Annotated in this window: 5 protein-coding genes; all 5 read left to right on the forward strand. The window is 34.8% G+C overall.

Annotated features, from left to right (window positions below; translation table 11 throughout):
- The first annotated feature begins 463 nt into the window (after positions 1-463).
- The 5 genes from ABD814_RS06545 (at position 464) to ABD814_RS06565 (ending at position 4593) form a co-directional block, all read left to right on the forward strand.
- Positions 464-1564 (forward strand): plasmid pRiA4b ORF-3 family protein, encoded by a 1101-nt coding sequence (locus tag ABD814_RS06545; protein WP_344911512.1) that lies wholly within the window; start codon positions 464-466, stop codon positions 1562-1564.
- Positions 1565-2056: 492 nt separating this feature from the next.
- Positions 2057-2182 carry a hypothetical protein gene (locus tag ABD814_RS06550; RefSeq protein WP_344911514.1) on the forward strand — a complete coding sequence of 42 codons (126 nt, stop codon included), beginning with the start codon at positions 2057-2059 and terminating at the stop codon, positions 2180-2182.
- A gap of 105 nt (positions 2183-2287) precedes the next feature.
- Positions 2288-2638, forward strand: a complete 351-nt coding sequence (locus tag ABD814_RS06555) for a hypothetical protein (protein ID WP_344911516.1) — start codon at positions 2288-2290, stop codon at positions 2636-2638.
- A gap of 234 nt (positions 2639-2872) precedes the next feature.
- Positions 2873-3760 carry an RpnC/YadD family protein gene (locus tag ABD814_RS06560; RefSeq protein WP_344911517.1) on the forward strand — a complete coding sequence of 296 codons (888 nt, stop codon included), beginning with the start codon at positions 2873-2875 and terminating at the stop codon, positions 3758-3760.
- Positions 3761-4149: 389 nt separating this feature from the next.
- Entirely contained in the window at positions 4150-4593 is a 444-nt protein-coding gene (locus ABD814_RS06565; RefSeq protein ID WP_344911519.1) for a VanZ family protein, read from the forward strand.
- Positions 4594-4796 lie beyond the last annotated feature (203 nt).

Below are 4796 nucleotides of genomic sequence, written 5' to 3' on the forward strand. Positions count from 1 at the left end.
TGTAATATTAATTCAAATAACTAAGTCATGTAAAACATTGTATTGTATTTTACACAAAATTATGGACTTGACTGCATATATATTACTTGCGCAAACCTTTAAAAATTATTTAATTATAATGAGAAAACAGTTTTATCTACATTGATTGATTTTATAATAAATTAATATGATTTATGTTGACAGTACAGATTATCTGCCAGGACTATTTGATAATTTGTCTTCCCATTTGTAATTAATTTATCAGCTTCGATTTGTAAGTTTGCAAATTGAGGCTGTTTTTTGGTGTTCATGCAAATTTGATGTTTATTTTGTGTTAAACTATTTTCAAGGATGTTTATCCTAAAAATTAATTTGAAAATATGCTCTCACTTGGCGTGACTTGCAATTTTTTCATGATCGCCAGATTCTCGTAGGTGAATTTTTAACGAATAATCATTTAATAGATGTGAAAGGGTGATGGGTAATGCAGATAGCATTGACTGGGAAATTAGCGAAGGCGATGGGGGTTGAGTTAGAGCCTGTTAATGACGAGCAAAATCCACTGTTTACTTGGACGGCAAATTGGACGACAGTCTGGGATAATCGGAGGGCGGAGGATTTGCTTGTGTTGGTGAATCATGCGACTCGGTTCACTGTGGCGGTTTATCAGGTTAAACGAAAAGATCTGAAGGGTATGCCAGAAATGATCAAACAGGCGATTGCTAATACGTTGTTGTATATGAATATAAACCCTGAGATAGTTGAGGAGTATATGAGTTTGTGTGGTGATGTGACGTTTACTCGTAATAGTAATCGAAAGGCAGCTGCATGGGTAACAAGAGCGGGGTTGGATACTTCAGTGTATATTGGCCATGAGTATAATGGGATTGCGAAGATGTTCCGTGATACAGTAGGTGCGTCAATTAATTATGGTCTTGTTAACTATTCAGGTAAGTTTGATGATGGATTTATGCCTTATGAGAAAATGGTGACTGCTTTAACTGAACTGACTGGAAAGCAGGCTTACAAATATCGTGCTTTTGAATTAATGGTGACGCTTGATTTAGATGTGTATCAAGCAGAGCGGAGAATCATTGTGCCTGCTGGTTTAGAATTTACGAGGCTGCATGAGGTGTTGCAGTCTGTGTTTGGTTGGAGGAATTACCACTTATATGATTTTACTTTTTTTGATGAGAAGAGTGAGCGAACAACGGTCTTAACGGAGCCGCTTGATGAGTATTGGCCAGGTGATGAAGAGATTGTTTTAATCGAGGGTCGTGTTTTAGCTGACTTTATGCCAGAGCATGGGACGATGGTTTATACGTATGATTTGGGGGATAACTGGGAGCATGAGATTGAGCTTTTGCGTGTGATCGAAAATTACGATCAGGAATCACCTTATTTGCTTGAAGCGAGTGGTCAAACGCCGCCTGAAGATGTTGGTGGTGTTGGAGGATTTGTTGAGTTCCGTGAGATTATGCTGAATCCTGATCATCCGGACTATGAAACAATGAAAGAATGGGCAAGGTTTTGGTCACCTGAGCTGCAGGATTGGGAAATGCGACCTAGGGCCATTCGTGTATGATGGGGTAATTCAGGTTAAAGGTAGCGATTCAATGGATTATTTCATTTGATAGTGACTGAAATAATCGGACCCTTGATCCAACAGAGACTGGTAGTTCAGATACGTTTTCTGGCACAGCTACAAATAAGTTTAATATGATGTTAGTAGGCTTCGCTCTATTAATAGTTTGATCAATCTTGGCTGTTATCATACGTAAAAAGATGCCGAAATCTTCATGATAATTAAATAGAAACAATAAACGAATATCAATAATTTTTAGATATGTGATGAAAACCTTCCTTGTTAATGATTTTAAGCGGGGAGGTTTTTTATTCTATTTAATATAGTAGTAATTAGTTATAAAGTGGGCATTGTTCGCATATTGTGTGTACAATTCTTAGATACCAAAAATAGAGTACTAGTAGTACATATTAAGGTTATTAATAATTATTTAAAAACATCCTTTACACACGAACGCACATTCGGTATAATTTATTTAGGAGGGGAACACTTGTGTGGTTAATTGTAGAGAAAACAATTCAATATAATCAGTATCTCAGGATTATATACATGAATAGTGAAGGATTGATAACGAAAGCACAGGATCAACTGGAGGAGATTACCTTTATTACCAAGTAATGAGTAGTGAAATTGAAGAGTGATTTACATTGTGATTTTGCAAGGAATTCAGGTTGTCATTTCAGTGGACATAATTAAACTTAAAAAAGAAAGGGTCGATAGTTTATGATGGAAAATGTTATATTAGGATTAATAGCAATTTTAGGTTCAATTATTTCTGGAATCTGGTCATATAAAAGTGCAGTAAAAAAATCAGAATCAGATTTAGTTTTAGCTAAAGAAAAAAGTAAGGCTGAGATTGAATCAATTAAAATTCAAGCAGATAATGAGTTAGACAAGATAAAGGAACAGGCACTAGCTGAAGCACAACTTCATGAAGAGAAAATGAAAACAGATTTAACAGCAAAACAATTTGAAAATCCATTGTTACAAAAAATGTTAGGAGAAGCAATCGGACCAGTCTTGAAATTAAAATTAGAACAAGAAATCGCCAAGCAATTTAGTAACGTAGAGTAATAATTAGTGATAAACAGAATTGTGTGGTTCATACCAGGCATGTGGTGAGGATATGCGAGAACTGTATTAGAATACAACAGTGAGTCCCCCCTTAGATTGAACATGGAAATTTTAATAAATATCTGCGTTCAATTTTACACAAAATAGCTTGTTGATATCTGCACCAGGTGTTATATTTATAACAGAATCCACAACTTAGTTCACTGCATTATAATTGAACAAGGATGTGATCAAATGGCAGTCATGCCAACACTTATCAAAGAAAACCCTCTAGAGTCTTCCTACACAAAACACGATCAACTGTACAAAGAATTAATTGATACCTTTTTTGAAGAGTTTCTTGAAGTATTTTTCCCTGACATTCATAACAACTTGAATTTTCAACAAATTAGGCCTTTATCAGAGGAAGTTTTTACAAGTATGACTGATGGAGAAGCGAGAAGGTTGGATATTGTCATCGAGGCAAAACTGAAAGAAACAGATGTCGTCGTCATTGTTCATGTTGAACCACAGAGTTATAAGCAGACAAATTTTAATGAACGGATGTATCATTATTTTAGTATGTTGCATAACAAGTACCGAAAGCCAATTATTCCAATCGCTGTATTGAGTTATGATGATGATTGGGAAGAAAATCAATATACGTTGGCATTCCCTTTTTTCCATGTGATCACGTTTAATTATTTGACCTTGCATCTGAGAAAGAAGAATTGGCGCGATTATATTGGTTCCGATAACCCTGTGGCTGCTGCATTACTGAGTGAAATGGGTTATACCAAAAAGGAACGTGTGCAAGTGAAGAAGGAATTTCTTCGGATGATCATTAGAATGAATCTGAACCCTGCTAAACAGAGACTGATTTACGGATTTTTCGAGTCTTATTTGAAATTAACTGAAGTAGAGGAGGAACAATTAATGAGAGAAATAGATAAGTTGCCCGAAGCAAATAAAATATTTGAAATTCCAATTTCTTATGAGGAGAAGGGGAAGGAAATTGGCAAAGAAATCCGGACGAGGGAAATAGCTATACAAATGCTTGAAAAAAATGTGGATGTGGATTTTATTGCTGAAGTTACAAAGCTTGATATTGTAGAAATTGAAAAGTTAAAGCAACAACTATAACAAGAAGTAGAGGGCGGTTAGTTGTATCACAAAAGAAAATATTGAAGCAGACAACCGTTCAGAACATTTGTGACGGTTGTTTTTTATCACATTTATTGTCGTTTCAAGATAAGTAAGTTAACAAATGGTTCACTTTTGAATTGACAAATACAAACGGCTGTTAACGAACCTTATTTAGAGGAGCAACTAGACGGTGAATATTGTCAAACGAATTTAGATATTAAATTTGGAACTTATAATGACAAAGTAGAGTTAGAAAAAGTACTAAGTGACTCAACGATTGATATTCATCAATAAAATACAGTAACATGGCAATAGATGATTAATCTTTTAAAAACTTGATGATAGTTAACGTGACAATGAATGGCGGAAACGGATGTGTTTAATCAATGTGGAGAAAAGCAATCTCATGGTTACTGGTCTTATTATGGATGGGTTTGATTTTTTATCTTTCCCACCAACCTGCTGTCGAATCAGCTAATTTAAGTTCGGGGATTATGGAAAGAATTCTTGTCTTGATTGACAGGGTAATAGTGGGTCTGAGAATTGATCCAGATCATTTTCATTTTATCATTCGAAAGAGCGCTCATTTTATTGCTTATTTTATCCTAGGTATATTAGTTATCAATGCTTTAAAAACTAGTAGAATGATGAGTCTAAGGAGCATTTTTATTGGCTTGGCAATCTGTGTTCTATTTGCGATATCAGATGAAGTCCATCAACTATTTGTTCCTGGAAGAGCTGGGCAAGTGATGGATGTCGTGATTGATTCGACAGGTGCGATTGCGGGGATAAGTGGATATTTAGGGTTGGAAAAGTTGTTGAGAGATTAAGTGTTTCGATTGAAAAATGCCTCTATTTGTTACAAAACTTAATAGATAGCATATGAAATAATTTTGATTTGTTACAGTAGCTATGGTCATAAAACGTGATTACCTGAACTAGGTGAATTGCGTTTTTTTAATTGTTTAGGAAATTATAAAATTCGTTAGTTGTGGATAACTTTGTGTTAAAATCTAATTATCATATTTAAGGA

The organism is Amphibacillus indicireducens, from assembly GCF_039539605.1.
In the GTDB taxonomy this organism is placed as follows: Bacteria; Bacillota; Bacilli; order Bacillales; family Amphibacillaceae; genus Amphibacillus; species Amphibacillus indicireducens.